Consider the following 25,684-nt stretch of genomic DNA (forward strand, 5'->3'; position numbering starts at 1 on the left):
CGACCAGCACCGATCCTGCCACGCACCACTGACACCGGACACCCGGGAATGCGACGGTGGCGGGGATACGTTCCCAGTTGAAGGCCCACTTTCCTAGGAGACCCATGTCCGAGACGACCTCGACCAAGACCCCCGTCGACTTCTGGTTCGACCCGCTCTGTCCCTGGGCCTGGATGACCTCCCGGTGGGTCCTGGAGGTGGAGAAGGTCCGCGACATCGAGGTCCGCTGGCACATCATGAGCCTGGCGGTGCTGAACGAGGACAGGCTCGACGAGCTGCCCGAGGAGTACCGCGAGATGCTCGCGGTGAAGGCATGGCAGGGCGTACGGGTCGTGACGGCGGCCTGGCAGAAGCACGGCGCCGACGTCGTCGGCCCCCTCTACACGGCCCTGGGCACGCGTGCCCACAACAACGAAGAGGGCCTGACCCTGGAATCCATCGCGGGCGCCCTCGCCGACGTCGGCCTCCCCGCCGACCTGATCGACTACGCCGAGCAGAAGGACTTCGAGTTCGACGCCGAGCTGCGCGCCTCCCACAAGGAGGGCATCACCAAGGTCGGCCAGGACGTCGGCACCCCGGTGATCGCGGTCCCCGGCGCCGACGGCGAGCAGATCGCCTTCTTCGGCCCGGTCGTCACCCCGGCCCCGAAGGGCGAGGAGGCCGCCAAGCTGTGGGACGGCACCCTCCTGGTCGCCTCGGTCCCCGGCTTCTACGAGATAAAGCGCACCCGCACGAAGGGCCCGGACTTCAGCAACCTCTGAGTCCCCGGCGGCCGTCCGGCCGTCCGGCCGTCATGGGGGAGGCCCCCGCGAGTCACGTCCTCGCGGGGGCCTCCCGTCATTCCGCCTGCCGGTGAAGGTTGAGAAGACGATCACGAGGCAGGACGCTTCACCACTGCCGGCTCAGGGCGCCAACAGCAGGACATCCGTACGGGACTTGGCGGCCTCGTAGCGCTTCGCCACGTCCTGCCAGTTGACGACGGCCCACATGGCGTCGATGAAGTCGACCTTCTGGTGCCGGTACTGGAGGTAGAAGGCGTGCTCCCAGGCGTCGAACACGAGAATCGGGGTCGACCCCTGACCGGTGTTGCCCTGGTGGTCGTAGACCTGCTCGACGATCAGACGACCGGAGAGCGGCTCGTAGGCGAGGACGCCCCAGCCCGAGCCCTGGGTGGTCGCGGCGGCCTTGGTGAGCTGCGCCCTGAAGCCGGCGAACGAACCGAAGGACTCGGTGATCGCGTCCGCGAGGTCACCGACACCGTCGGCGGCGAGCGGCTCACCGCCGCCCTCACCGGTCATGTTGTGCCAGTAGATGGAGTGCAGGATGTGCCCGGAGAGATGAAAGGCGAGGTTCTTCTCCAGGCCGTTGACCGACCCCCACGACTCCTTGTCGCGCGCCTCCGCGAGCTGCTCCAGGGTGTCGTTGGCACCCTTCACATACGCCGCGTGGTGCTTGTCGTGGTGCAGCTCGATGATCTCCGGGCTGATCACGGGCGCGAGCGCGGAGTAGTCGTACGGCAGCTCGGGAAGCGTGTACACGGGCATGCGGGGTCCCCTCGACCTCTTATTGCACATAACTTGCAAGTACACGCTAACAACAAAAAGACCCTCGCGTGCGTCACACGAGGGTCTTTTTTGTTGCTGACAGGCAGGCCTAGGCGGCGACCGATGTGTAGTGCGAGGCGTCCCCGGTGATCGAGTAGCTCTCCTTGCCCTCGACGCCGACCGGGATGTCCCCGGCGATGGTCACGCGGTGCAGACGGCGCGGCTGCCCGTCGTAGTTGTCGATGGCGTAGTGCTGGGTGATGCGGTTGTCGAAGAGGACGAGCTGGTTGGGGGACCAGCGGTGGCGCAGGACGTTCTCCGGGCGGGTGACGTACGCCTGGAGGATGTCCAGGATCTTGCGGGACTCGCCCACCGACAGCCCGACGATCCGCTGCGCGAACCCCCCGATGAACAGCCCGCGTTCGCCGGATGGGGGTCCCCCCGCTTCGAGCGAAGTCGAGAAGTGGGGGAGGGTGGACGCGGACCACCGGGTGCGCGGTGCGGAAGTTGATGGACGTGAACTGGGCGCGCTGGGCGGCCTGTTGCTCGTCGAGGTCCTCGTCCGGGACCGCGTAGTCGTAGTCGTTGGTGTGCTTGGCCCACAGATTGTCGGCCAACTGCCGCAGGGGCTCCGGCAGATCGCGATACGCAGCCGCCGAACTGGCGATGAGCGTCTCGCCACCGTACGGCGGGATCGTGATGCTGCGCAGGGTGCTGGCCTGCGGCGGGTTGAGGACGAAGGTGACGTCGGTGTGCCAGTGGTTGGCGGCCCGGCCGCGCTCGCTGTCGACCGGCAGCACGTTCGGGGCGCCGTCGACGGCGGACACGGTGGGGTGGGCGGTGGTGAGGTCGCCGAAGTGGCGGACGAAGGCCTGCTGGCCCTCGTCGTCCAGGTCGACCTCGTCGAAGACCAGTGCCTTGTGGACGTTGAGGGCCTCGCGGATCGCGGTGATCTGCTCCTCGTCGAGGGGCTTGGCGATGTCCACACCGGACACCCGGGCGCCGATGTTGGCGGTGACCTTCTGGATTTCAATTGCCGGACATGTGCGGGTTTCCTTCCGGATCGGGGTTCGTCGGACGAGATCAGACGAGAGCGGGCTTGGCGGTGTACTGGTTGGCGGGACGCGGGAGGCCGTACCTCTCGCGCAGGGTCCGGCGCGGCCCGTACTCGGTGCGGAGCAGACCGCGGGCGCGCAGGATCGGGACGACGTGGTCGACGAAGGCGTCGAGACCGGACGGCAGCACCGCGGGCATGATGTTGAACCCGTCGGCGGCACCGCGCGTGAACCAGGTCTCGATCTCGTCGGCGACCTGCTCGGGCGTACCCGCGAAGGTGAGATGCCCACGCCCGCCGCCGAGCCGCCCGATGAGCTGCCGTACGGTCAGCCGCTCGCGCCGGGCCAGCTCGACGACGAGCGTGTAGCGGCTCTTGGCGCCTTCGACGGCGCTCTCGGGAGGCAGATCGACGGGGAGAAGGCCATCCAACTCCAGCGTCCCGGCGGGCAGTTGGAGAAGCCCCTCCAGCCGCTCCACACCATGCGCGTACACGATGTGGTCCTCCAGGACCTGCTCGTTGGCCAGCGCCTCGGCCTCCGTGGAGCCCAGCACCGGAACAATCCCGGGCAGCACCTTGATGTGGTCCGGGTCCCGACCGGCCGCCGCCGTACGGGACTTGAGGTCGGCGTAGAAGGCCTGCGCGTCCTCGATGGTCTGCTGGGCGGTGAACACGGCCTCGGCGTACCGGGCGGCGAACGCCTTGCCGTCCTCGCTGGACCCCGCCTGCACGAGCAGCGGGTAACCCTGGGGCGCACGCGGCACGTTGAGGCCGCCCTCGACGCTGAAGTACTTCCCCTTGTGCCTGGGCGGGTGCACCTTCGAGTCGTCGCCCCAGATGCCGGCCGCCTTGTCGGCGACGATCGCGTCGTCCTCCCAGCTGTCCCAGAGCTTGCCCGCCACATCGAGGAACTCGGCGGCACGGGCGTACCGCTCGGCATGCGCGGGCTCCGCCTCCAGCCCGAAGTTGCGGGCGGCCTCGGCCCCGGCGGTGGTGACGATGTTCCAGCCCGCCCGGCCCCCGCTGATGATGTCGAGCGAGGCGAACTTACGGGCCAGGTTGTAGGGCGAGTTGTAGGAGGTGGAGGCGGTGGCGATCAGCCCGATGTGCGTGGTCGCCGTGGCCAGCGCGGTGAGCAGAGTGAGCGGCTCCAGGGCACCGGCCGGCCGCTGGGCGATATTGCCCCACAACTGCGGACTGTCGGCAAGGAAGAGGGAGTCGAAGGTGCCACGCTCCGCGCTCCGCGCGAGACGTATGTAGTGGTCCAGCTCGACGTGGGCGTAGGGGTCACTCTCGGGGAGCCGCCAGGAGGCTTCGTGATGGCCGGTACTCATGAGGAAGGCGTTGAGGTGGAGTTGACGGATTGTCATGGGAGGTCCTTTGCTTCGGACATGTGCGGGGGAGGACGGGGAAGGGGTGGACTTTCGAGCGCTGGCCGGCACCATCCAGCCCGTCCGGCGTTTGAGGACGAGGCCGTTCAGGCCGAAGCGGGGGTCTGGGGGCGGCAGCCCCCAGGAACGGGATGGGACGGGTAGGGGCGGCGGGGGCGAAAAAATCCGCTCACCGGACGTCCTCCGCCACGCCAAGCGCCGCAAGCAACCGCGCCCTGTACTCCCCCCGCGCAGCCGCCTCCCGGTCAATGGCGAGATCGAGCCCGATCCGCCCGTCCTCCAGCACCAGCACCCGCTCGGCCAGAGCAACAGCCTCGTCCACGTCATGCGTGACCAACAGCACCGACGGCTGATGCCTCCGCCACAACTCCCGAAGCAGCGCATGCATCCTGATACGCGTCAACGCGTCCAATGCCCCGAACGGCTCATCGGCGAGCAGCAGTTCGGGCTCCCGCACCAACGACCGCGCCAGCGCCGCCCGTTGCGCCTCCCCACCCGACAGCTCACTGGGCCAGGCCCGCTCCCGCCCCTTAAGACCCACCTCCGCAAGAGCCTCCCGCCCCTTCGCGGCAGCCTCCTTGCCCTCCAGACCCAGCAGTACGTTGTCCAGCACCCGCCGCCACGGCAGCAGCCGCGCGTCCTGGAAGACCACCGACACCCGCTCGGGGGCGACGAGCCGCCCGCTCCCCACCACCTCGTGATCGAGCCCCGCAACCGCCCGCAACAAGGTGCTCTTGCCGGACCCGCTGTGCCCGAGCAGGGCGACGAACTGCCCGGCGGGGATGTCGAGATCGATACCGTCGAGGACCGTCCGCCCGTCGAACGACCGGGTCAGACCCCGGAGTTGGACGGCGGGCCGGGTCAGTTGCTCAGCGTGCGTCGCCATGACAGCACCCTCCGTTCGATGAGACGGACCGCGCTGTCGGAGGCCAGGCCGAAGACGCCGTAGACGACCAGGCCGACGAGGATGACATCGCTCTGGCCGTAGTTCTGGGCCTGGAACATCATGTAGCCGAGTCCGCTGGTGGCGTTGATCTGCTCCAGGACGACCAGCCCCAGCCAGGAGCCGGTCACCCCGAGCCTGAGGCCCACGAAGAAGCCGGGCAGCGCGCCGGGAACGATGATCTGCCGGACGAACTGGAGCCTCGACAGCCCCTGCACCTCGGCGAGTTCGACGAACCGGCTGTCGATGCCGGACAGCGCGGAATGCGTGTTGAGGTAGATCGGGATGTAGACGACGATGGCGATGATCGCGACCTTGAACGTCTCGCCGATGCCCAGCCAGAGGATGAACAGCGGGATCAGACCGAGGGTCGGGATCGCCCGGTTGAGCTGGACCGTCCCGTCGATCAGCGTCTCGCCGACCCGGCTGAGCCCGGAGGCCAGGGCGAGGACGATGCCGGCGGTCAGCCCGATCGCGAAGCCGGAGGAGGCCCGTCGCAGCGAGGTCAGGATGTCGGTCGGCAGGGTCCCGTCGGTCCACAGATGGACACCGGTCTTCAGCACGGTCCAGGGCGCCGGGATCGCGGCCGGGTCGAGCTGTCCGGCGGCGGAGGCGGCGGCCCACAGGGCGAGGAAGAGGACCGGCCCGATGAGCTGGGCGGCGGGCAGCCGCTTGCCGGGTGAGAGCCGTCGCCGCCGCCGGACCTGGGCGAGTTCCCCGCCGCCGGTGACCGGCACGGCTGCGATCGTGGTCGTGGTCGTGGACGTCGTCACGGCGGTCACCTCCGGTACTCCGCAGCCACGGACTTCGCCGCGATGCCCTCGAAGCGATGGTCGAAGAGCGAACTCACGTCGAACTTCTTCACGAAGCCGCCCTCCGCGAGCAGATCGGCGGTCTCCTGCTCCCACTTGATCGCCTCGTCCCAACTCGGCGGGAACAGCGGCTTGTTGGCGAGCGCCGTGATTGCCTGCGCCTGGGGGAGGGTCAGGTTCTGCGTCTTGACGTAGAACTCCTCGTTCCAGGCGTCCGGGTTCTCGTACGCCCACACCTGGCCCTTGGCCCAGTACGGGATGTACGCGGCGATCGCGGCGGCCTTCGCGGGGTCGTTCAGCACGGAGACCGGCGCCCACAGCAGGTTGAGCAGGTCGACCACGTCCGTCTCGATGGTCCGGGCACCCTTGGCGCCGTACTGCGCCAGGTACGCGGGCGCCTGGCTGTTGCCCAGCGGAGCGACGTCCACCTGGCCCGACTGCAGGGCGGTGAAGAACTGGTTGCTGGTCAGCGGGACGAGTTCGACCTCGTCGTAGGCGAGCCCGGCCTCCTTCAACGCCCGCAGGAGGACGACGCCCTGGGCCTGCCCCTGCGAGAAGGCGAGCTTCTTGCCCTTGAAGTCGTCGACGGTCCGGATGTCGCTGCCGGGCTTGGTGGCGAAGAGATAGTTCGGCTTGCGGGTGACGTTGATCGCGACGATCTTCGTGTCGTATCCCTGGTAGTGCGCCTGGATCGGCGGAATACCCGCGTTGTTGGCGACATCGAGGGAGCCCGCGCGGAATGCGTTGATGACATCGGGACCGGCGCCGATGTTCGCCCAGCTCGACACCTTGAACGGCAGGTCGCCCAACTTGGCGAGCTTGAACTGGAGTTGCTGGGTGTTCAGATACGAGGAGATCTTCAGACTCGTACCGGCCGGAACCTTTTCGGCGAGCGGGGCGGTCGAGGCGCCCTTGGTACTGGCGGCGGCACTGCTGTCGGCGCAGCCGCTCAGCCCGGCGACACCGGCCGCGGCGCCGAGCAGGGAGCTGAGGAAGAGTCGTCGGTCGGGGCCGGACGTACGGGAATAGGGCATGGGAGGACTCCCTGAATCAATGCCGAGGCAGTACCGAACAAACGCCTGAGAAAGGCATGGCGAGGAAAATCACGCAGCAGAAATGAGCGATTCACACGGGGCAACGAGTCAGCAACAAAGGGTGCGACAGTGCAGGTGAGGGCTCATGAAAGGATGCTCGCGGGTATGCGGAACCCCTGTCAACATTCGGAGTTTCTGAATTAAATAGCCACAGGTGAAGCAGCCACAGGTGAAGCGGCCAGCGGATCCCGGTACAGCACATCGAGAGCTACCGAACCGCCCGCCACCGCGAGCACCGAGTCCGGGAAACTCGTCGGCACGACAGAGGCCGCGCGGTCGGCGCCGACCCCTTCGCGCAGCGCGGCGAGGCAGTCCTCGCGGTAGATGGTCCCGACCTCGGTCACGACCACCGTCTCCGGGTTCAGCACATCGAGCAGCAGCCGCGCCGCCCGCCCCACGGCACCCGCCCGCCGCACCAGCAGCCCCACGGCATCCTGGTCGCCCGCAGCCGCCGCCGCGACCACGTGCATGGGGTTCGTGCCCTCGACGACACCCGCCTCCCGCGCCCGCCGGCACAGCGTCCGCTCGCTCAACTCGGCCTGGAGGCAGCCCGTACGACCGCAGTCGCAGATCTCCATACCGCCCGGCACCGGCAGATGGGCGATGGCGCCCGCCTGGGAGCGCGGCCCGTGGTGCACCTCGTCGTTGGTCGCGAACGCCGCGTCGACCACATTGCCGACGAACAGATGCAGCACGCTCCCGCTGCCCCGCGCCGGCCCGAACAGCCGCTCCCCGTTGACCAACGCCCGCGCGTGCCCGTCCACATGGACCGGCAGCCCGGTACGGGCGCCGAGCACCTCGCGCACCGCCACGTCCCGCCAGCCCAGCATCGGGTGCTCGACGACGGTCCCGGACTCCCGGTCCACCCAGCCGCCGACGGCCACGCCGACACCGAGGGCCCGGCAGGCGGGGGCGCCGTCCAGCAGCGCCCGCAGCCCCTCGGCGGCCCGCGCCAGCACCCACCCGGGATCGGTGCGCTCGTGCTTCAACTCCCGCTGGGCCACCACCCGTCCGCGCAGATCGAGCAGCGCGACCGTCGTGTACGGCACGGCCACATGGACTCCGCCCACGACGAACCGGGAGCTGTCCAGGTCGACGGGGACGTGCGGACGACCCACCCCGTTCGACCGCCGGGGCGCGGACTCCTCACGGATCAGGCCGAGTTCGGCGAACCGCGCGCAGTAGTCCGTCACCGACGCCGGTGACAGCCCCGTCAGTCGGGCGATGGTGCTGCGCGCCACGGGCCCGTGTTCCAGCACGGACCGCAGCACGACACTCGCGCTGGTCCGGCGCCGGTCGGGATCGGCGGCGCGAGGTATGCGGGAAGAGGAGGGAGTAGGAGAAGGGGAAAGGGTGGGTGCCGCGGCACGGGGCATGGCGATCATCCTCGGGGAACGGGTCCGACACTGCGCCGTCTCGTAGGGACTCGGGGAGTCCTGTGGAGCGAGGCGCGCCGGAGCCGCCTCACCCGGGGCGGCGACAGGTGGCCGTGCCCACGCGTCGCAGGTCGACATAGCGACGCGACGAGAAGTACCGGGACTGGGCGACCATGCGCACGAAGCTAGCAAAACGGTCCGCCGCTGCCCAGATGGCGACCAGCGGGCGAGACGGCACGAATCCGAGCAGCTGGCGGTATTGGCGGAACCCTACAGAGGCCGCCCGCCACGCCCCGTAGCCCGAACCACTCCACCTCAGTGACCGGCATCACGCCGTACCGGGTGTAACCCCCACCGTTTGTCCGGAGCCCACCAAGCCGCCGTCGCCCCCTTTGTCGAGCGCTGACGGTGATCGGCCCGAGGGCGCTGGGATAGCGTCACGATGTCCCTTGCCGCTCACCCACATCCCCGCGGAGTCCCCATGGCAACCGCCGTCGCCCCCGCCCGCCCCGGCCAGGTCCTCGCCGACCTGCTCCCCGCCTCCCGCGTCCGGGACGCCGCGCTCGTGCTCGGCGGTGCCGGGCTCGTCGGGATCGCCGCCCAGATCGCCGTCCCCGTGCCCGGCTCGCCGGTGCCGGTGACCGGGCAGACCTTCGCCGCGCTCCTCGTCGGCACCGCGCTCGGCGCGGGACGCGGCCTCGCCGCCCTCGCCTTCTACGCCCTGGCCGGTCTGGCGGGCGTGCCGTGGTTCGCGGAGGGCGGCTCGGGCGCGTCCGTGTCCTTCGGCTACATCCTCGGCATGCTGCTCGCGTCCGCCGCCGTGGGCGCGCTGGCCCGCCGCGGCGCCGACCGCTCGGTGCTGCGCATGGCGGGCACGATGCTGATCGGCGAGGCGATCATCTACGCGATCGGCGTCCCGTACCTCGCCCTGGCGGCCGGCATGAGCGCGAGCGCGGCGATCGCCGCCGGCCTCACCCCGTTCCTGCTGGGCGACGCGTTGAAGGCGGCGCTGGCGATGGGCGTACTGCCGACGGCCTGGAAGCTCGTCAACAAGAGCTGAAGAACAGCGGGTTGGAGGAGGGGGAGGCGGAAACCGCCTCCCCCTCCTCCATTTACCGATCAGCCCTGCGGCTGCTGCAGTTGCCGCGACTGCTGCTGAGGCCGCCGCTGCGACCACCACATGCCCGCCGCCCCCGCGGACAGCAGCGCCGCGCCGACCGCGCCGAGCGGGAGCAGATCGCGCACCGGGCCGGTCCTCGGCAGTTCGTCGCCGCCGGGCGCCACCGGCTTGTTGTCGGTGCCGAGCAGCAGCGGCGTGGCCGGGGCGTTCGGCGAAGGGTTCGTCGTACCGAACGGGACCGGGCCCTGCTGCCAGTACGTCTTCGAGCCGTCGGCCGTCTGTACGGGCAGGCAGATCTTGCCGGTCTTGCCCAAGTCGTACGTCGCCTCCACGTCGTACGACTTCGACTTACCGGCCGCGAGATTGCCGACGGCGCAATTGAAACCGCTGTTCGAACCTTCCGGAAGATCCCCTTCGGCAATCTCCGAACAGCCCTGGACGTTCTTGACCGTCATACCGTCGAATCCGACGACCAGAAGCCGGATATCGCCGCTCTCCTTGCTCCCCTCGTTCTTTACCGTGGCGGTAAGCGCGGTTTCCTTCGAACTGTTGTCGACCGAGATGCTCTCGGGCAGCTCCGTGGTCAGCTTGACGCCCGCCGGCGCCTCGTCAACGGCCTTTCCCCCCTTGCTGCTTCCGGGTCCCTGGTCATCCGCGCTGGCGGTGAAGGAAAGGATCATCACGGCCGAGAAAGATGCCGTGAGCAGCGATCCCGCGATGACCGTCGTGCGACCAGAACTCATGTTCGTCCCCCTTGGATCCCCCTGGACTGCGCCTGAATTCGCAGTCCATGAAGAGGTACCACAAGATTTGTCGCCACTATGCTGGTACAGCACGAAGTGTGACCATTGTGGTTCTGGTGGGGCGTGCGTTGAGGGGGTGCAGGGGATTGCCGGGGAATAGGGGCGGCGGTGCTCCAGGTCTGTTGGTGACGGGCCGATATCGGCTTGTCGAAAGTATTGGCCAGGGGGGAATGGGGCGGGTGTGGCGGGCTGCCGACGAAATGCTCGACCGGCCGGTGGCCGTCAAGGAAATGCGGATCGACGGACTCGACGCGGAGGACACCCGCACCCGCCGCGAACGCACCCTCCGCGAGGCGAGGGCGACGGCCCGGATCGACCACCCGAACGTCGTGCGCGTGTACGACGTCGTGGACGAGGGCGAGCGACTGTGGATCGTCATGGAGCTGGTCGCCGGCCGCTCCCTCGAACAACTCCTCGTCGAGGACGGCCCGTTGGCCCCGGCCGACACGGCCCGCCTCGGCCTCGGCCTGGTCTCCGCACTGCGCCAGGTGCACGCCGGGGGCGTACTGCACCGGGACATCAAACCGGGCAACGTCCTCGTGGAACGACGCGATGAGCGGGTCGTCCTGACCGACTTCGGTATCGCCGCCATCCAGGACGCGAAGGCCCTCACGATGGTCGGGATGCTCGTCGGCTCCCCCGACTACATGGCCCCGGAGCGGGTGTCGGGCGGGCACCAGGGCCCGCCGTCCGACGTGTGGTCCCTCGGCGCGACACTCTGCGCGGCGCTGGGGGGCCGCTCCCCGTTCTCCCGCGAGACGACCCTGGCGACGCTCCACGCGGTCCTGTACGAGGACCCCGAACTCCCGGCCGCCGCAGGCCCGTTGCACGACATCCTGGCCGCCCTCCTGGAGAAGGAACCGTCGGCCAGGCCCGCACTGGAGGACGTGGAACGGGTACTGCGGCCGGTGGCCTATCCGGCGCCCGAGCCCGAACCGGAGGAGGGGGAGAGGGAGGGCGAGCCGGATCCGGAGGCCCCGGAGATACCGAACGGGCGTCCGGACACGGCCCCCCTGACCCCCGTACAGACGCCCCAGGACACCCCGACCCCCGCATACCTGGACGCGCCACTCGTACGGGCCGCACGACAGCCACGCGAGGAGCGGGAGCAGAGGGAACAGCGGGCGCCCGAGCCCGCACCGCCGACACCGCCCCCGACGGACGCGGTCCCCGTCGCCCGTACGGCCGCCACCCCGGTCCTGGGAACCCCGACCCCGCCCCCTTCCCCGACTCTCTCCTCTCCGGAGGCATCCAGCGCCTCCACCGAAGTCCCTTCCGAAGTCCCCTCCGAGATACGGTCCGAGGCCGGTTCGGCGATCCCGGCCCGGAGCGAGGCCCCGGCGGCGGGCCAGGGCGGAGCGGGAACACGCAGGGCGGGCGTCTCCCTGGTACGAGCGCAGGCGGTGACCGAGCGGCGGCCGTCGGAACGCCACCTGGAACAGCACCCGGACCGGCGGGCAGCAGCCCTCCCGACGGCCCCTCGGCCGGTGCCGCCGCAGCTGCCGCCCGGTGAACTCCCGGGCCCCGCGCTCCCGTCCGACCCCGGGCGGGGCCGTGACAGGCGCCGGGGCCGCCGCCGTACGGGCCTGGTGGCGGCCGGAGTGGTCACGGCAGGGGCGGTGGTGGGGATAGTCCTGGCCTCAACGGCCGGCTCACCCGACGACAAGAACACGGCGACTCCGGGATCGTCGCTGGAGACCTCAGCTCCCCCCGCCACCCCCGAAACCACCCCCGAAACAACTCCCGCACCCACCCCCGAACCCACGGTCGAGGGCACATCCCGCCCGCGGAGCCTGCCGCCAGGCGCGCACGAGGAGGCGGGCGGGTACGCGTGGGCGACGCCCAAGGACTGGCGCCGGGACGTGAAGACAGGCGCCGAGGTGCACTACACGTCCCCCGACGGCAGGCAGGAACTCCTGGCCAAGTCCTCCCTCGCCCGCGGCGACCTGCTGGAGACCTGGGAGGAGTCGGAGCGCAACGCCCGCCAGGGCCAGGACTACCGGAAGATCACCCTCGCGGAGACGACGTACCAGGGTCACCCGGCGGTCGTCTGGGAGTACACCTTCACCCTGGACGGCACCCACTGGCACGCGCGGCTGCTCGGATTCGACGTGGAGGGGAAGTCGTACCAGATCAGCACCTGGTACCACGAGGAGATCGAGAAGCAGGCGGTACGGACCTACGAACGGGTCAGGGAGTCGTTCACGGTGCTGTGAACGACTCCCTGACCACGGGGACCACTCGGACTGTCAGCCGACCTTGACGACATCGTTGACGTCGTCGCCGTCATCGGCGGCGGCCGGGGCCGGACCGCCGGCCGCGACGACGGTTCCGCGTCCGGTCTTCTGCCGGACGACGGCGATGGCGAGCACCACGGCCGCGACCAGCAGCGACAGAAGCACGGTCTCGCGTCCGTCGTGCTCGGTGTCGGTGAGCATGTAGCCGAGGACGAAGACGATGAGAGCGGCGGTCGCCCAGGTCAGATAGGGGTACAGCCACATCTTCACGACGAGCTTCTCCGGGGACTCGCGCTCGATGATCTTCCGCATGCGCAGCTGCGAGAAGCAGATGACCAGCCAGACGAACAGGGCGACGGCGCCGGAGGAGTTGACGAGGAAGAGGAAGACCGAGTCGGGGAACTTGTAGTTGAAGAAGACGGCGACGAAGCCGAAGACGACCGAAGCGACGATCGCCGCGAGCGGTACGCCACGGGACGTGGTCCGCGCGAAGGCCTTGGGCGCGTCCCCGCGCTGCCCGAGCGAGAAGGCCATGCGGGAGGCCGTGTAGAGCCCGGAGTTGAGGCAGGACAGCACCGAGGTCAGCACGATGAAGTTCATGATCTGACCGGCGTGCGCGATACCGAGGGAGTCGAGGGCGGCGACGTACGAGCCCTTCTCCTTGATCGAGGGGTCGTTCCACGGCAGCAGCGTGACGACGACGAAGATCGACCCGAGATAGAAGACGGCCACACGCCAGATGATGCTGTTGGTGGACTTGGTGACGGCCCGCTGCGGGTCCTCCGACTCACCGGCGGCCAGCGTGGCGATCTCGCTGCCCATGAAGGAGAAGACGACGAGCAGCACACCGGTGAGGATGGCGCCGGGCCCGTTGGGCAGGAACCCGCCGGAGTCGGTGAGGTTGGAGAGCCCGGCCTTGTCGCTGTCGACACCCGGCAGCACACCGAACACGGCAAGCCCGCCAACAATGACAAAAGCACTGATGGCGACGACCTTGATACCGGCGAACCAGAACTCGAACTCACCGTAGGAACCGACGGAGACGAGGTTGGTGGCGGTCAGCACGACCATCACGATCAAGGCCCAGGCCCACTGCGGTACGGCGGGAACCCACCCTTCGAGAATGCTGGCCCCGGCGGTAGCCTCCACCGCCAGCACGACAACCCAGAAGAACCAGTACAGCCAGCCGATGGAGAACCCGGCCCAGCGCCCGAGCGCCCGGTCGGCGTGCGCGGAGAACGATCCGGAGGTCGGGTTGGCGGCGGACATCTCGCCGAGCATCCGCATCACCAGCACGACGAGCGTGCCGACGAGCGCGTACGAGAGAAGGATGCCGGGCCCGGCGGTCTGGATGCCGGAGCTGGACCCGACGAAGAGCCCGGCCCCGATGACACCGCCGATGGCGATCATCGAGAGATGCCGGTTCTTGAGCCCTGCCTGAAGCCCTGGGGATGGGGAGGAGGTCGGCTGCGAGGCCATGGGGGAATTCCTTTGCGCCGGGTGAACGGGGAAGCGCGCCGGTGGGGACGGCGTAAACAGTCGGTCCAGTGAATCTGAGGCAAAGGGATTCCTGAACCTTTGAATCCAGATTGTTACTTGAGGTTTCCTTGAGGTTCCGCAGTGTTGCGTTGAGTTTTCGCGATCAACCCCCGAGGCTGCTGCCCCGAAACAGGCATGTCACACTCGTCCCATGCGCGTGTATCTCGGCTCCGACCATGCGGGCTTCGAACTCAAGAACCACCTCGTCGAGTGGCTCAAGGAGGCCGGTCACGACCCCGTGGACTGCGGCCCCCACATCTACGACGCCCTCGACGACTACCCGCCCTTCTGCCTCCGCGCCGCAGAGCGCACGGCAGCCGACCCGGACGCCCTCGGCATCGTGATCGGCGGCTCCGGCAACGGCGAGCAGATCGCGGCGAACAAGGTGAAGGGCGTGCGCGCGGCCCTCGCCTGGAGCGAGGAGACGGCGTCGCTGGGCCGCCAGCACAACAATGCCAACGTGGTCGCGGTGGGCGCACGCATGCACACCCAGGACGAGGCGACGAAGTTCGTGGAGACCTTCCTCGCAACACCGTTCTCGAACGACGAACGCCACCAGCGCCGCATCGACATGCTGACGGCGTACGAGACGACGGGCGACCTGCCGGCAATCCCGCCGCACCACCCTCAGGACCAGTAGCCGGCGGGGGGCTGCCCTTCAGCCCGTCCGGCGTTTGAGGACGAGCGCGTTTTAGCGCGACAGGGGGGTCTGGGGGCGCAGCCCCCAGGGATGGGACGGGTAGGGGCGGCGGGGGCGAAAAACGTCCGACAGCACCCCCACCCACCCGCGGAAAAAGAAGGAGCACCCGTGCCGGAAGGGCACACGATCCACCGCCTGGCCCAGGACTACAGCGCCGCGTTCCTCCACACAGAACCCCAAGTAACCAGCCCCCAGGGCAAGTTCTCCGACGCCGCTGCCCTCCTCGACCGCGCGGAACTCACCCACACCGAAGCCCACGGCAAACACCTCTTCCTGGGCTTCCGCGAAGCCGACTGGATCCACATCCACCTAGGCCTCTTCGGCAAGGTCAACTTCGGCGACGCCCCCGCCCCACCCCCCACGGACACGGTCCGCCTCCGCCTCGCGAACGACACCGCGTACGTGGACCTCCGAGGCCCCACCACCTGCGCCCTGATCACGGACCCCGAGAAGCAGGCGATACACACCCGCCTGGGCCCGGACCCCCTACGCCAGGACGCCGACCCCGACACGGCGTACAGCGCCCGCATCAGCCGCAGCCGTACGACGATCGCCGCTCTCCTCATGGACCAGAAGGTCATCGCGGGCGTCGGAAACGTCTACCGCGCCGAGGTTCTCTTCCGCCACGGCATCGACCCGTACCGCCCCGGCAGGGACATCACACCCACCGAGTGGAACGCACTCTGGACCGACCTGGTCGACCTGATGCGCGAGGGCGTACGCAACAACCGCATCGACACCGTCCGCCCGGAACACACCCCGGAGGCGATGGGCCGCCCGCCGCGCGTCGACGACCACGGCGGCGAGGTCTACGTCTACCGCAGGGCCAACCTGCCCTGCCACCTCTGTGGCGGCGAGATCCGCACCGCCGACCTCGCCGCCCGCAACCTCTTCTGGTGCCCGGCCTGCCAAAAGAAGTGACCGAGCGCCAGAGGACGAACCGCGCCAGATCGTAACGAAATGGGACGAATCTGGTCTGATCGGATCCGATCGGATCAGAAGCCGTGCGACAGCCAGGGAGTCACCACGGACCCGAACGCCGCCGAAGCCTCGGCCAGCGCCCCCTGCCGAACCTCCCGCACCCGCCCGGCGGCAGCCAGCCCGGCCAACGACAGACCGCCCAGATACGCGGCCCCCAACTCCCGTACGGACAAGGCGAGATCAGTCGCGTCCTCGGTACGCACGCACACGGCCCCCTTGGCATCGCCGCTCAGCCGCCAACGCCCCGAGTTCCACGGACAGAACGCGTCCTCGACGTCGAACACGACGTCCACGGGCGCCAGATACGTCCGCGCCTCCAGCGCGGCCCCCAGGTCCACCAGCCGTACGTACAACGCGTCCCGCCTGCGCGGCCCGCACCGCCGGATGTCCGACACCATGTGATGCCAGGGCTCGTCGACCGGCTGCCCGCGCGCGATGATCTTCGAGGTCAGGTCGAGATCGAAGAGGAACCGCCACAGGGCGGCGTGCGAGGGAGCGTCAAGCGCATGCACCTCCTCGACGACGACCGCGCTGTTGGACCCGGTGACATCCCAGTCGGGCTTGACCCGGAACCGCGCGAACCCCACGACATCCCCGCCCCGCTCGGCGACAACGCACTGCAAGGGCGAAGCCCCGTCCCGCTCACTCTCCGGATCGAGCACCGCGACCCGCTCCCAGCCGGGCATCCGCGCCAGCATCCCGGGCCGCTCCGGCACCCGCCGCGCGTACACCGCCTCGCACACATCCAGGGCCTCGGTCGGTACGGCGTACCGCAGCCGTACGTCATCGGTCCCGTCCGGCACCGACAGCCGTACCCGCGTCGTGTCGATCTCGATGGTCAGCGAGTGCGTGGCGAGGCCGTACCCGAACCGCCCGTAGATGGAGGGCTCGGAGGCCGTCAGCACGGCCAGGGGCTCACCCCAGCTCCGTACGTCGTCCAGCTGCCGCCGCATCATCGACGTGAGCACGCCGCGCCTGCGGTGCGTGCCGGCGACGCCGACCATGGTCACGCCCGCGGCCGGCACGGAGGCACCACCCGGTACGGTTAGCTGGAAAGTGAAAGCGCTCGCACTGCCGACGCACACGTCACCGTCCCAGGCGCCCACGGAACGGTCGAGCTCGGTAAGTGATTTCCACAACTCCCGTTCCTCGGCGGACTCGGCCATTCCGCCGAAGGCTCGGAGCAGGTTGTCGTACCACTGATCCCAGTCGTCGGGCCGAAGAACCCGGAGATCGGTCGTGCCGGAGGTCCTGGAGGTCGTCATAGACCATGACTACCAGGGCATTGCGGGACGAGCGAGGGAATTTCTCCCTCGTGGCCTCGGACCGGCTCTCGGTGGGTTTCACTGTGAAGTTGAACCTCGGACGGGGGACAAGTGGGACCTCCCGTGCCAAGCAGCTGGTCCGATGGATAGGGTCCCGAACTAATGGCAGCAGGACGAGAGCGGCGCGCGGAAGCCGAGACGTTCACGGCCCGGTTGAAGAAGCAGGCTCACCGGGTCCGCACCGGCCTGCGCAGATCCGCCGTGGACTACTTCCGGGGCGATGGTTCGGACTGGATCGCGCTCGCCGGCCTGCTCCTGACGATCCCGATCATCGCGGCCACGACCCTGGCCAACTCGGTGTGGTGCTCCCCGGCCGCACTGGTCCTCCCGATCGTGGCGGGCGGCCTCCTGCTGCGCCCGGCCAGCCTGCTGAGCCTGTACGCGGCGGCGGCCACGGCACTGATCGTGGAGTCGGTGAAGCTGGGCCCGTACACGGAGGGCCCGAGCAGAGTCACACCGGGAGTGGTCCTGGTAGTGGCGGCGTGCGGCTTCTTCGGCCTGCTGATCGCCCAGTTCCGCAGCCGCGTAGGAGTCCCTTGGCGACGCGGCGGCACGATGTTGTTCGACCTGCGCGAACGTATCCGCGTCCAGAGCAAGCTGCCGCAGCTGCCGCAGGGCTGGCACCGGGAGATGGCGCTGCGCCCTGCGGGCGGCCAGTCGTTCTCGGGCGACTTCGTGGTGGCGGCCCGGACGAACGGGGGCCGCACGATGGAGGTAGTCCTGACGGACGTCTCGGGCAAGGGAATGGACGCGGGCTCCCGAGCCCTCCTCCTCTCAGGAGCCTTCGGAGGCCTACTGGGCTCCCTCCCGCCCCACGCCTTCCTCCCGGCGGCGAACGGCTACCTCCTCCGCCAGGACTGGGACGAGGGCTTCGCGACCTCGATCCACCTGGTCCTGGACCTGGACTCGGGCGACTACGAACTCTTCTCGGCCGGCCACCCTCCGGGCCTCCAGCTCAGCGCGGGCACGGGCCGCTGGGAGGAAAAGGCAGCGGAGGGCCCGCTGTTGGGCGTGTACGACGGCGCCCAGTTCGACCCGGTGAAGGGATCCCTCCGCCCCGGCGACGTCCTGATGCTGTTCACGGACGGCCTGGTGGAAACGTCGGACCGGGACATCGTGGAGGGCATCGACCGCCTGACAGGCGAAGCCGACCGCTACGTCGCAGGCGGCTTCCACGGCGCGGCCTGGCACCTCATCGAGGCAGTCGCCAAGGACGTGAACGACGACAGGGCCCTCCTCCTGATCTGCCGAGAGGGCCCCACGGCGCAGGCGACGATCTGACGCGGTATTTCAGCCCGTCCGGCGTTTGAGGACGAGCGCGTTCAGCGCGAAGGGGGGTCTGGGGGCGCAGCCCCCAGGGACGGGATGGGTCGGGTAGGGGCGGCGGGGGCGAAGAAACCAGGCACCCACCCCGCAACCACAGGCCCCAACACCGCCAACACCAGCACATACCCCGCGATGAACGGCGACAGCCGCGAATCCAACCCCGCCCCCGCCGCCATCGTCGCCAGAATCAACGCGAACTCCCCCCGAGCCAACAACGTGGTCGAGATCACGGAAGCCCCCCGCGCCCCGAACCCGTACACCCGAGCCGCCCCCACCCCCGCCAGCACGTTCATCACCAGCGTCACAGCCACCGCAGCCAGCACCGGCCACACCACCACCGGCAGATCCCCGGGATCGATCGACAACCCGAACGCGAAGAAGAACATCGCCCCGAACGCGTCCCGCAACGGATGCACCAGCTTCCGTATGCGCTCCCCGGACGCCGTACTCCCCAGCATCAGCCCCACCATGAACGCCCCGATCGCGTCCGCGACCCCGAACCACTCGGACACCCCGGCCACGAACACCGCCGCGCCCAGGAACGAGATCACCAGCAACTCGTCGTCCTCGACGGCGAACAGCCGCCCCACGACCCGCGTACCGAACCGAGCCGCGAGCGCCAGCAGCAAGAGGAACCCGAAGGCCTTGCCCCCGTCGAGAACCGCAGCCCCCAGCGAATCCGCCCCGGACAACACAGGCTGCAGCGCGGCGAGATACAGCGCGAGGAAGACGTCCTCGACGACGATGATCCCGAGGATCGGCTTCGCCTCGGGACTGCCCAGCCGACCGGTGTCGACCAGCACCTTCGTGACGATGGCGGACGACGATATGCCCAGCACCCCGGCGAGGACCAACGCCTCGGAGGTGCCCCACCCGAGGGCGAATCCGAAGCCCAGGCCGGCGCCGACGTTCAGCGCGAGATACGTGCCCCCGGCCAGCGCCATCCGCCGGCCACCTGCCCTGAGGTCGTCCAGGTGGAATTCGAGGCCGAGGTAGAAGAGCAGCAGGACGAGCCCGAGAGCCGAGAGCATCTCCATGTCGTGCGGGTCCGAGACGAGCACGATGCCGGGGGTGTGCGGGCCGAGGAGTATTCCGGCCAGGATGAAGAGGGGGATGGTCGGCAGCCCGATCCGGCTGCCGAGCCGGGCGAGAACGGCGGCGGCGAGAAAAGCGCCGCCCATGGCGATCAGTGTGTCCGCGTGTCCGATGAGCCTGCCTCCAGAGTCAAGAGAGCGTCAAGAAAGCGTCAATACTTACTTTACCAAACGATTTCTGAGTCCCGCCGAGCCACCCACAACCCCACACTGACCGGATGACAGAAACCCCTCCGAGCCCCCCAGCGCCCTCAACACCCCTGACCCTGGCCGAAGTGGAGGCGAAGGCCCGAGCCGCGCACGCCACCCAGACGGACAAGGCGGGCCGCCCGTACGCGGAGCACCTCCAGGCGGTCGCCGAGGGTGTACGCGCGCGTGGCGGCGACGACGAGCAGATCGCGGCGGCCTGGCTGCACGACGCCGTGGAGGACGAGGCGCTGCCCGGGAGTTGGCTCGAAGAGGCCGCACTGTCCCGCCGTACGAAGGACATCGTGCTGGCCGTCACCAAGCTCGCGGGGGAGGCCCCCGAGGCGTACGCCCGGCGCATCCTCGACACCCCGGGCGCGCTCCTGGTCAAGGAGGCGGACCTGGCGCACAACGCGGATCCGGTCCGCCTGGCGGCACTTGATGCCCCGACCCGCACACGCCTGATCGAGAAGTACGCCAAAATGCGCGCACTTCTCGGTTTGTAGGGGTGTAAATGTCAGCCTAATCACCAATAAAGAACACATTCCTGTGCCCTTGGTTTCTCTATGGTGACAAATCGATCCGGTGGGGCCGATGATGCGTCACCGGCCGCATACGGTGGCCTGGTTGGTGGCACGATGGATCTGGCGGGGGTGCGAGGGAACGCATCCCTGGGCCGGTAGAGCGGACCGACCATAGGGTGTGATCAGTGTGGCCATTTCGTTGTCAGTGGTGCTGATGTTGGGAATCATCCTGGTGGTGCTGATTCGTGGAGGCACGATCAAGGCGGGCCCGGCGGTCGTCGCCATCCTCTTCGGCTTCTTCCTCGCCTCGACCGGCATGGCCGACGACATCCAACGCTTCCTGAACTCGATAGCCGACACGATCAACGAGATCCAGTTCTGACCGCCGTGGGGAAACGCGATCGGCCCGGTTCCAGGGGAACCGGGCCGACGGCGAAGACAGAGCGGGCGACGGGAATCGAACCCGCGTAGCTAGTTTGGAAGACTAGTGCTCTACCATTGAGCTACGCCCGCACGCATGCGCCGCAGGTCAGGCGACCGCGGCACAGAAGGCATCGTAGCGGGTCGGGGCCCCTGGGTGCACACCCCGTTTCCAGTCTTGAAATGCGGCAACCCCACGGCCTGCGGGCATGTACCCTACGTGTCGCACCAGACGGGGTGTGGCGCAGCTTGGTAGCGCGTCCGCTTTGGGAGCGGAAGGCCGTGGGTTCAAATCCCGCCACCCCGACCACCTGCCGGACCACCGGCGAGATCACCTTTTGGGGCGAGTACCGCCTGCGGCTACTATGCAAGCTGCGCGCCCGTGTGTCTGCGTTGTTACGTCCCTCAAGGGCCGCGAATCCGCTGAGGCTCAGCCACGTCCGGCAGAGGACATCAGCAGAACCCTCAGCAGAACCCCAAGAAGTCAGCCCCCAAGGAGACCGAACCGTGAAGAGCGCCGTGGAGACCCTGAACCCGACCCGGGTTCGGCTCAGCATCGAGGTGCCCTTCGAGGAGCTCAAGGACAGCCTCGACGCGGCGTACAAGAAGATCAACCAGCAGGTCACGGTGAAGGGCTTCCGGAAGGGCAAGATCCCGGCGCGCATCATCGACCAGCGGTTCGGCCGCGGTGCGGTGCTGGAGGAGGCCGTCAACGACGCGCTTCCGAAGTTCTACACCGAGGCGGTCAACAACTCCGAGCTCAACGTGCTCGGCCAGCCCGAGGTCGACATCACGGAGCTGAAGGACGGCGAGACGCTGAACTTCACCGCCGAGGTCGACATCCGCCCGGCCATCGAGATCCCGGACTACTCCGGCATCGAGGTCGAGGTCGACGCGATCGAGGTCACCGAGGAGGACATCGACGAGTCGGTCGAGCAGCTCCGTGAGCGCTTCGCCTCCACCTCCCCGGTCGAGCGTGCCGCCGAGGACGGCGACGTCGTGACGCTGGACCTGGAGGCCAAGGTCGACGGCGAGGTGCTGGAGGACGGCGTCGCGAGCGGCGTCTCCTACACCATCGGCTCCGGCGAGCTGCTGGAAGGCGTCGACGCCGCTGTGACGGGCGTGGAGGCCGGTGGCGAGGCCACCTTCACCTCCGAGCTGAAGGGCGGCTCCGCGGCTGGCAAGGAGGCCGAGGTCACCGTCAAGGTCACCCAGGTCGCCGCCCGCGAACTCCCGGCCCTGGACGACGAGTTCGCCCAGCTCGCCTCCGAGTTCGACACCCTGGAGGAGCTGCGCGCGGACAGCCGCAAGCGCCTCGAGAACATGAAGCAGTACGACCAGGCCACGCAGGCCCAGGAGCGCGTCCTGGAGAAGCTGCTTGAGCTCGTCGAGGTGCCTGTCCCCGAGAAGCTCCTCGAGGACGAGATCAACACCCGCAAGCACAACCTGGAGCACCACCAGCTCGGCCAGATGGGCCTCGACCTCGAGAAGTACCTCGAGATCCAGGGCAAGACGGCCGAGGAGTTCGACACCGAGACCAAGGACGCCGCGGTCAAGGGCATCAAGACCCAGTTCGTCCTCGACGAGCTGGTCAACAAGGAGAAGCTGAACGTCAACCAGGAGGAGCTCACCGAGCACCTCATGCGGCGCGCGGCCTCCTCCGGCATGTCCCCCGACCAGTTCGCCCAGGCGGTCGTCGAGGGCGGCCAGGTCCCGATGCTGGTCGGCGAGGTCGCCCGCGGCAAGGCTCTCGCGGTCGTCGTCGAGGCCGCCACGGTCAAGGACACCAACGGCGAGATCATCGACCTCGACGACGAGGAAGAGGACGAGACCACGGAGCCCGCCTCCGAGGAGACCCCGGCCGCAGAGGCCGAGGCTCCGGAGGCCAAGCCCGAGGCCTGACACCAACGGCACCTCTGACAGACGTACGACAGGCCCCCGGGAACATTTGTTCCCGGGGGCCTGTCGCGTCCCTGAAGGCACGCGGGCCCGTCGTCATCCCACTCCCACAGGGACGCGCCCCAAAGGGGCGCGGGGAACTGCGCGAGAAGCCCCACGGCCCCGCACCCGCCCACTCCCGGCAGAGCCACGGCGAGGAAGCGACCGGGGCCCGGGGCGGGAGCCCCGCGACGCTCACCCAAACCCCCGCCACCGCACGGCCGACCCACACCGGAAACCCTGCTCAACCCAGCGGAGCGCATGCGCTCACAGCGAACAGTTCCATTCCCGGGATTCCCCGGAGGGACCCGCGCGTTAGGGTCCATGAGTACGAGGGCAGGGGAGTCCCCGAATAACCGCCGGACGGCCCCACGCCCCGGCAGAACACGTGAGACGGCCCGGCGCCGTCGTAATACGAGCAGGTGGATACGACGTGACGAATCTGATGCCTTCCGCCGCCGGCGAGCCTTCCATCGGCGGTGGCCTCGGCGACCAGGTCTACAACCGGCTGCTCAACGAGCGGATCATCTTCCTCGGCCAGCCGGTCGACGACGACATCGCGAACAAGATCACCGCGCAGCTGCTGCTTCTCGCCGCCGCTGACCCGGACAAGGACATCAACCTCTACATCAACAGCCCCGGCGGCTCGATCACGGCCGGTATGGCGATCTACGACACCATGCAGTTCATCAAGAACGACGTGATGACGATCGCCATGGGCCTCGCCGCCTCCATGGGCCAGTTCCTGCTCAGCGCGGGTACGCCCGGCAAGCGCTTCGCGCTGCCGAACGCCGAGATCCTGATCCACCAGCCCTCCGCCGGCCTCGCCGGTTCGGCCTCGGACATCAAGATCCACGCCGAGCGGCTGCTGCACACCAAGAAGCGCATGGCCGAGCTGACGGCACAGCACACCGGCCAGACCGTCGAGCAGGTCACCCGGGACTCGGACCGCGACCGCTGGTTCGACCCCGAGGAGGCCAAGGCGTACGGCCTCATCGACGACGTCATCGCCACGGCCGCCGGCATCCCGGGCGGCGGCGGCACAGGGGTATAAGCGCCCTCAACGCCCTCCAGCCCCCGCCTAAGCCCCTTTCAGGAGACATCGTGAACGACTTCCCCGGCAGCGGCCTCTACGACCGTACGAGGGCGGCACAGGCCGCCCAGGCGCAGTACACCGGCCCCAGCGCCGAGTCCCGCTACGTCATCCCGCGCTTCGTCGAGCGCACCTCGCAGGGCGTGCGTGAGTACGACCCGTACGCGAAGCTCTTCGAGGAGCGCGTGATCTTCCTCGGCGTGCAGATCGACGACGCCTCCGCCAACGACGTGATGGCACAGCTGCTGTGCCTGGAGTCGATGGACCCCGACCGGGACATCTCGGTCTACATCAACAGCCCCGGTGGCTCGTTCACGGCCCTCACGGCCATTTACGACACGATGCAGTTCGTGAAGCCGGACGTCCAGACGGTCTGCATGGGCCAGGCGGCCTCCGCCGCCGCGATCCTCCTCGCGGCCGGTACGCCGGGCAAGCGGATGGCGCTGCCCAACGCGCGCGTGCTGATCCACCAGCCCTACAGTGAGACCGGCCGTGGTCAGGTCTCCGACCTGGAGATCGCGGCCAACGAGATCCTCCGGATGCGTGCCCAGCTGGAGGACATGCTGGCCAGGCACTCCACCACGCCGATCGAGAAGATCCGCGAGGACATCGAGCGCGACAAGATCCTCACGGCCGAGGACGCGCTCGCGTACGGCCTGATCGACCAGATCATCTCCACCCGGAAGATGAACAACTCAGCGGTTGCCTGACGTATATCTGTATCGTCTGCTGCCCCTTGGCACGGTTTGACACGGAGCACGTCAAAGTGAACCGCGCCAAGGGGGGCCCGAACCGGGGGGCAGGCAAGGTACCGTCGGACATAAGGCAGCACCAGGAGCCGCTGGACCTAGGCGTCTCCCAGGCGAAGGGGAAGCACACCGTGGCACGCATCGGTGACGGCGGCGATCTGCTCAAGTGCTCGTTCTGTGGCAAGAGCCAGAAGCAGGTCAAGAAGCTCATCGCAGGCCCCGGTGTGTACATCTGCGACGAGTGCATCGATCTCTGCAACGAGATCATCGAGGAAGAACTCGCGGAGACCAGCGAGGTCAGGTGGGAGGAACTCCCCAAGCCTCGCGAGATCTACGAGTTCCTCGAGGGGTACGTGGTCGGTCAGGAGTCGGCCAAGAAGGCCCTCTCCGTCGCGGTGTACAACCACTACAAGCGGGTCCAGGCCGGTGAGAACGGCGGCGGTCAAAGCCGCGAGGACGCCATCGAGTTGGCGAAGTCCAACATCCTCCTGCTGGGCCCCACGGGCTCCGGCAAGACCCTCCTCGCGCAGACTCTGGCGCGCATGCTCAACGTCCCGTTCGCCATCGCCGACGCGACGGCGCTGACGGAGGCCGGGTATGTCGGCGAGGACGTCGAGAACATCCTGTTGAAGCTGATCCAGGCGGCGGACTACGACGTCAAGAAGGCCGAGACCGGGATCATCTACATCGACGAGATCGACAAGGTCGCGCGGAAGAGTGAAAACCCGTCGATCACGCGTGACGTGTCCGGCGAGGGCGTCCAGCAGGCCCTGCTGAAGATCCTCGAAGGCACGACGGCCTCCGTCCCGCCGCAGGGCGGACGCAAGCACCCGCACCAGGAGTTCATCCAGATCGACACGACGAACGTCCTGTTCATCGTGGGCGGGGCCTTCGCGGGCCTGGAGAAGCTCGTCGAGTCCCGCGCGGGTGCCAAGGGGATCGGCTTCGGCGCCACGATCCGCTCCAAGAAGGAGCTGGAGGCGAAGGACCGCTTCGAGGACGTCATGCCCGAGGACCTGGTGAAGTTCGGCATGATCCCCGAGTTCATCGGCCGCCTCCCGGTCATCACGTCCGTCCACAACCTCGACCGCGAGGCCCTCCTCCAGATCCTGGTGGAGCCGCGCAACGCCCTCATCAAGCAGTACCAGCGCCTCTTCGAACTCGACGGCGTGGAGCTGGACTTCGAGCGCGAGGCCCTGGAGGCCATCGCCGACCAGGCAATCCTGCGCCAGACCGGCGCGCGCGGGCTGCGCGCCATCATGGAGGAGGTCCTCCAGGCGGTGATGTACGAGGTCCCGTCCCGCAAGGACGTGGCCCGCGTCGTCATCACGGCGGACGTCGTCCTGTCGAACGTGAACCCGACCCTGATCCCGAGGGACGCGCGAGGGCGCGGCCCGGGCGAGCAGAAGACGGCGTAACAGCCGAGTATTTCCGA

The 25,684-nt window shown here is 68.6% G+C and carries 22 protein-coding genes, 2 tRNA genes and 1 pseudogene; 13 read left to right on the forward strand and 12 right to left on the reverse strand.

Features of this window, described 5'->3' with window-relative positions:
* The first annotated feature begins 104 nt into the window (after positions 1 to 104).
* Positions 105 to 761, forward strand: a complete 657-nt coding sequence (locus ACWDR4_RS18575) for a mycothiol-dependent nitroreductase Rv2466c family protein (RefSeq protein WP_450409717.1) — start codon at positions 105 to 107, stop codon at positions 759 to 761.
* A gap of 141 nt (positions 762 to 902) precedes the next feature.
* Here the strand turns inward: ACWDR4_RS18575 and ACWDR4_RS18580 are convergent, their stop codons facing one another.
* From ACWDR4_RS18580 to ACWDR4_RS18610, 7 genes and pseudogenes are all read right to left on the reverse strand, one after another.
* Positions 903 to 1,544, reverse strand: a complete 642-nt coding sequence (locus ACWDR4_RS18580; protein ID WP_450409719.1) for a superoxide dismutase — start codon at positions 1,542 to 1,544, stop codon at positions 903 to 905.
* 109 nt (positions 1,545 to 1,653) lie between these two features.
* Positions 1,654 to 2,578, reverse strand: a pseudogene (locus ACWDR4_RS18585) (TauD/TfdA dioxygenase family protein).
* Between the two features lie 49 nt (positions 2,579 to 2,627).
* The gene (locus tag ACWDR4_RS18590) at positions 2,628 to 3,968 is read right to left on the reverse strand and encodes an LLM class flavin-dependent oxidoreductase (RefSeq protein ID WP_450409720.1); all 1,341 of its coding nucleotides are present in this window, start codon (positions 3,966 to 3,968) and stop codon (positions 2,628 to 2,630) included.
* Positions 3,969 to 4,158: 190 nt separating this feature from the next.
* Positions 4,159 to 4,875 carry an ABC transporter ATP-binding protein gene (locus tag ACWDR4_RS18595; protein ID WP_450409723.1) on the reverse strand — a complete coding sequence of 239 codons (717 nt, stop codon included), beginning with the start codon at positions 4,873 to 4,875 and terminating at the stop codon, positions 4,159 to 4,161.
* Positions 4,851 to 5,705, reverse strand: a complete 855-nt coding sequence (locus ACWDR4_RS18600; protein ID WP_450409725.1) for an ABC transporter permease — start codon at positions 5,703 to 5,705, stop codon at positions 4,851 to 4,853. Before ACWDR4_RS18600 ends, ACWDR4_RS18595 begins: the two co-directional genes overlap by 25 nt.
* A 5-nt stretch (positions 5,706 to 5,710) precedes the next feature.
* Entirely contained in the window at positions 5,711 to 6,778 is a 1,068-nt protein-coding gene (locus ACWDR4_RS18605; protein ID WP_450409727.1) for an ABC transporter substrate-binding protein, read from the reverse strand.
* Positions 6,779 to 6,978: 200 nt separating this feature from the next.
* Positions 6,979 to 8,214, reverse strand: a complete 1,236-nt coding sequence (locus ACWDR4_RS18610) for an ROK family protein (protein WP_450409729.1) — start codon at positions 8,212 to 8,214, stop codon at positions 6,979 to 6,981.
* 481 nt (positions 8,215 to 8,695) lie between these two features.
* On the opposite strand from ACWDR4_RS18610, the gene ACWDR4_RS18615 reads away from it, so the two are divergent.
* The gene (locus tag ACWDR4_RS18615) at positions 8,696 to 9,274 is read left to right on the forward strand and encodes a biotin transporter BioY (protein ID WP_450409731.1); all 579 of its coding nucleotides are present in this window, start codon (positions 8,696 to 8,698) and stop codon (positions 9,272 to 9,274) included.
* A gap of 59 nt (positions 9,275 to 9,333) precedes the next feature.
* Here the strand turns inward: ACWDR4_RS18615 and ACWDR4_RS18620 are convergent, their stop codons facing one another.
* Positions 9,334 to 10,077, reverse strand: a complete 744-nt coding sequence (locus ACWDR4_RS18620) for a hypothetical protein (protein WP_450409732.1) — start codon at positions 10,075 to 10,077, stop codon at positions 9,334 to 9,336.
* 230 nt (positions 10,078 to 10,307) lie between these two features.
* Between ACWDR4_RS18620 and ACWDR4_RS18625 the strand changes: the two genes are divergently transcribed.
* Entirely contained in the window at positions 10,308 to 12,353 is a 2,046-nt protein-coding gene (locus tag ACWDR4_RS18625; protein ID WP_450409734.1) for a serine/threonine-protein kinase, read from the forward strand.
* A 33-nt stretch (positions 12,354 to 12,386) separates the two neighbouring features.
* Here ACWDR4_RS18625 and ACWDR4_RS18630 read toward each other — a convergent pair whose 3' ends face one another.
* Positions 12,387 to 13,853: an amino acid permease gene (locus ACWDR4_RS18630; protein WP_450409735.1), complete on the reverse strand. Its 1,467-nt coding sequence runs from the start codon at positions 13,851 to 13,853 to the stop codon at positions 12,387 to 12,389.
* 211 nt (positions 13,854 to 14,064) lie between these two features.
* On the opposite strand from ACWDR4_RS18630, the gene ACWDR4_RS18635 reads away from it, so the two are divergent.
* Both ACWDR4_RS18635 and ACWDR4_RS18640 read left to right on the forward strand, forming a co-directional pair.
* Positions 14,065 to 14,553 (forward strand): ribose-5-phosphate isomerase, encoded by a 489-nt coding sequence (locus ACWDR4_RS18635; RefSeq protein WP_450409736.1) that lies wholly within the window; start codon positions 14,065 to 14,067, stop codon positions 14,551 to 14,553.
* A gap of 168 nt (positions 14,554 to 14,721) precedes the next feature.
* Complete coding sequence (locus ACWDR4_RS18640; RefSeq protein WP_450409738.1) at positions 14,722 to 15,534, forward strand: Fpg/Nei family DNA glycosylase; 813 nt, start codon at positions 14,722 to 14,724, stop codon at positions 15,532 to 15,534.
* A gap of 74 nt (positions 15,535 to 15,608) precedes the next feature.
* Here ACWDR4_RS18640 and ACWDR4_RS18645 read toward each other — a convergent pair whose 3' ends face one another.
* Positions 15,609 to 16,859 carry a GNAT family N-acetyltransferase gene (locus ACWDR4_RS18645; protein ID WP_450409740.1) on the reverse strand — a complete coding sequence of 417 codons (1,251 nt, stop codon included), beginning with the start codon at positions 16,857 to 16,859 and terminating at the stop codon, positions 15,609 to 15,611.
* 162 nt (positions 16,860 to 17,021) lie between these two features.
* Between ACWDR4_RS18645 and ACWDR4_RS18650 the strand changes: the two genes are divergently transcribed.
* Positions 17,022 to 18,200, forward strand: a complete 1,179-nt coding sequence (locus ACWDR4_RS18650) for a PP2C family protein-serine/threonine phosphatase (protein ID WP_389353428.1) — start codon at positions 17,022 to 17,024, stop codon at positions 18,198 to 18,200.
* Positions 18,201 to 18,241: 41 nt separating this feature from the next.
* On the opposite strand, the gene ACWDR4_RS18655 is transcribed toward ACWDR4_RS18650, so the two are convergent.
* Positions 18,242 to 19,426 carry a cation:proton antiporter gene (locus ACWDR4_RS18655; protein ID WP_450409742.1) on the reverse strand — a complete coding sequence of 395 codons (1,185 nt, stop codon included), beginning with the start codon at positions 19,424 to 19,426 and terminating at the stop codon, positions 18,242 to 18,244.
* A 131-nt stretch (positions 19,427 to 19,557) separates the two neighbouring features.
* Here ACWDR4_RS18655 and ACWDR4_RS18660 point away from each other — a divergent pair, with 131 nt between their 5' ends.
* Positions 19,558 to 20,031, forward strand: coding sequence for an HD domain-containing protein (locus ACWDR4_RS18660; protein WP_450409744.1), 474 nt, complete (start codon positions 19,558 to 19,560; stop codon positions 20,029 to 20,031).
* 205 nt (positions 20,032 to 20,236) lie between these two features.
* Entirely contained in the window at positions 20,237 to 20,431 is a 195-nt protein-coding gene (locus ACWDR4_RS18665; RefSeq protein ID WP_006383514.1) for a hypothetical protein, read from the forward strand.
* A gap of 60 nt (positions 20,432 to 20,491) precedes the next feature.
* Here the strand turns inward: ACWDR4_RS18665 and ACWDR4_RS18670 are convergent.
* Positions 20,492 to 20,562: transfer RNA gene (locus ACWDR4_RS18670), tRNA-Gly, on the reverse strand.
* Positions 20,563 to 20,702: 140 nt separating this feature from the next.
* On the opposite strand from ACWDR4_RS18670, the gene ACWDR4_RS18675 reads away from it, so the two are divergent.
* The 5 genes from ACWDR4_RS18675 (at position 20,703) to clpX (ending at position 25,667) form a co-directional block, all read left to right on the forward strand.
* Positions 20,703 to 20,779 (forward strand) — tRNA-Pro (locus ACWDR4_RS18675).
* Positions 20,780 to 20,976: 197 nt separating this feature from the next.
* Positions 20,977 to 22,371 carry a trigger factor gene (tig, locus tag ACWDR4_RS18680; RefSeq protein ID WP_450409746.1) on the forward strand — a complete coding sequence of 465 codons (1,395 nt, stop codon included), beginning with the start codon at positions 20,977 to 20,979 and terminating at the stop codon, positions 22,369 to 22,371.
* 481 nt (positions 22,372 to 22,852) lie between these two features.
* A complete protein-coding gene (locus ACWDR4_RS18685) occupies positions 22,853 to 23,461 on the forward strand; it encodes an ATP-dependent Clp protease proteolytic subunit (protein WP_044474085.1) in 609 nt (202 codons plus the stop codon).
* Between the two features lie 50 nt (positions 23,462 to 23,511).
* On the forward strand, positions 23,512 to 24,210 hold the full coding sequence (locus ACWDR4_RS18690; protein WP_398394350.1) for an ATP-dependent Clp protease proteolytic subunit: 699 nt from the start codon (positions 23,512 to 23,514) through the stop codon (positions 24,208 to 24,210).
* Between the two features lie 170 nt (positions 24,211 to 24,380).
* Positions 24,381 to 25,667: an ATP-dependent Clp protease ATP-binding subunit ClpX gene (gene clpX, locus ACWDR4_RS18695; protein WP_450409748.1), complete on the forward strand. Its 1,287-nt coding sequence runs from the start codon at positions 24,381 to 24,383 to the stop codon at positions 25,665 to 25,667.
* The last annotated feature ends 17 nt before the right edge of the window (positions 25,668 to 25,684 follow it).

This window comes from Streptomyces sp. NPDC000878, from assembly GCF_053599695.1.